Consider the following 635-nt stretch of genomic DNA (forward strand, 5'->3'; position numbering starts at 1 on the left):
CGTAAAGATGGTGGTGCTCAATGGCTTTATCGTTATACCATTCACGGTCGGCGCCGTGAAATGGGCTTGGGCGCCTTAAGACATGTCTCTTTAAAAAAAGCCCGTGAATTGGCAAACCAATGGCGTGCTGTTTTACATGAGGGTCGTGACCCCATTAAAGAACGCGATAAACAAAAGCGTGAGGCAATGCGTAATCTTCATTATTTAAAAAACATTGCTTTAGATGCTTTTGAAAGCCGTAAAGCCGAATTAAAAAGAGATGGTAAAGCTTGTGATTGGTTTTTACCATTACGCCTTCATATTCTCCCTAAATTGGGCTGTCTGCCCGTTTCAGAGATTACACAAATAGAGATACGCAATACCCTTGCTCCTATCTGGCATACAAAAGCTGCAACAGCAGAGAAAGCACTAAATCGTCTTAATCTTTGTCTCAAACATGCGGCTGCATTAGGGTTAGATGTTGATTTACAAGCAACAGAAAAAGCACGCGCGCTCTTAGGTAAACAACGTCATAAAACCACTAATAGACCTGCAATGGATTGGAAAGATGTTCCCGCCTTTTATCAGTTACTCTGTAAAACACAAAACATAACACAACTGGCTTTGCGCTTGCTTATCCTGACAGGCGTTCGTAC

Annotated in this window: 1 protein-coding gene; it reads left to right on the forward strand. The window is 42.2% G+C overall.

What is annotated here, in order from left to right; all coding sequences use genetic code 11:
- Positions 1-635, forward strand: a 635-nt coding sequence (locus ACFIQC_RS10120; RefSeq protein WP_375707155.1) for a tyrosine-type recombinase/integrase, incomplete at both ends; no start/stop codon positions are given.

This window comes from Bartonella sp. AA126HLJHH (assembly GCF_042197425.1).
Lineage (GTDB): Bacteria > Pseudomonadota > Alphaproteobacteria > Rhizobiales > Rhizobiaceae > Bartonella.